The following is a 1,092-nucleotide window of genomic DNA, read 5'->3' on the forward strand; positions in this document are numbered from 1 at the left end:
GCCGGCGACAACGCGGCCATGGAGAGCTTCTTCGCACTACTGCAGAAGAACGTCCTGGACCGCCGTCGCTGGGCCACTCGCCAGGAGCTGCGGATGGCGATCGTGGTCTGGATCGAACGCACCTATCACCGGAGGCGACGCCAAGCCGCGCTCGGGAGATTGACCCCCATCGAGTACGAGACCATCATGACCACACCAGCCCTTCAGGCTGCCTGACCCAACCTGTCACCTATCGGTGCATCAGTCCCCCGCGCCCCGGAAGGATGGGCACATGAGCACTCCTGACCAGCCGCGCCCCCCGCTTCCGCCCTTCACCCACGAGAGCGCCCTCGCCAAGGTCCAGGCCGCCGAAGACGCCTGGAACAGCCGTGACCCCGAACGCGTCGCCGGGGCCTACTCCGTCGACACCGAATGGCGCAACCGCGACCAACACATCCGCGGGCGTGAAGAGGTCGTCGCCTTTCTCACCGACAAGTGGGACCACGAGCTCGACTACCGCCTGCGCAAGAACCTCTGGTCCTTCACGGACAACCGGATCGGAGTGCGATTCCAGTACGAGTGGCACGACACCGGCGGGCAGTGGTGGCGCTCCTACGGCAACGAGCTGTGGGAATTCGACGAACTCGGCTACATGCGCCGCCGCGAGGCCTCCATCAACGACGTCGCCATCGGAGAGTCCGACCTGCGCAGCACTCCCGGCGAGGGCGAGCTTCCCGTCTGGTGACGACGGCGGAAGTCCCACCCCTGCCAGCCACAGAGTCCGCGGATGGCCGCCCTTGTGGCCGGCCATTCCCGGGTCCGGGGAACGACACGTCTCACGCCAATATCGCTGGCCCCGAAACACGGGACTGTCCGATAAACGGTGTGTGGGGTCCGGCGGTTTTCATCAGTGAGTGGTTCTCTCGAACCGTCCGGCGAAGGTGATCGCGAACGCGTTCAGCGCCGGCTTCCACCTCATCACCCAGCGTGCTCTACCGCCGCCGGTCGGATCAAGAGACCGGGTGACGAGGTAGAGGCACTTCAGCGCAGCAGCCTCGTTCGGGAAGTGCCCGCGCGCCCGCACCGCCCGCCGGTAGCGGGCGTTGATCGACT

General features: G+C 66.4%; 3 protein-coding genes. 2 read left to right on the forward strand and 1 reads right to left on the reverse strand.

What is annotated here, in order from left to right; translation table 11 throughout:
- Both CK505_RS18095 and CK505_RS18100 read left to right on the forward strand, forming a co-directional pair.
- On the forward strand, nt 1-216 hold a 216-nt coding region (locus CK505_RS18095; RefSeq protein ID WP_141246867.1), incomplete at its 5' end, for an IS3 family transposase.
- A 55-nt stretch (nt 217-271) separates the two neighbouring features.
- On the forward strand, nt 272-724 hold the full coding sequence (locus CK505_RS18100) for a nuclear transport factor 2 family protein (RefSeq protein ID WP_095651924.1): 453 nt from the start codon (nt 272-274) through the stop codon (nt 722-724).
- Between the two features lie 162 nt (nt 725-886).
- Here CK505_RS18100 and CK505_RS18105 read toward each other — a convergent pair.
- Nucleotides 887-1,092: transposase (locus CK505_RS18105; RefSeq protein ID WP_176475294.1), on the reverse strand; the 206-nt coding region annotated here is incomplete at its 5' end.

Origin of the sequence: Kocuria sp. WN036, from assembly GCF_002287015.1 — a bacterium.
In the GTDB taxonomy this organism is placed as follows: domain Bacteria; phylum Actinomycetota; class Actinomycetes; order Actinomycetales; family Micrococcaceae; genus Kocuria; species Kocuria rosea.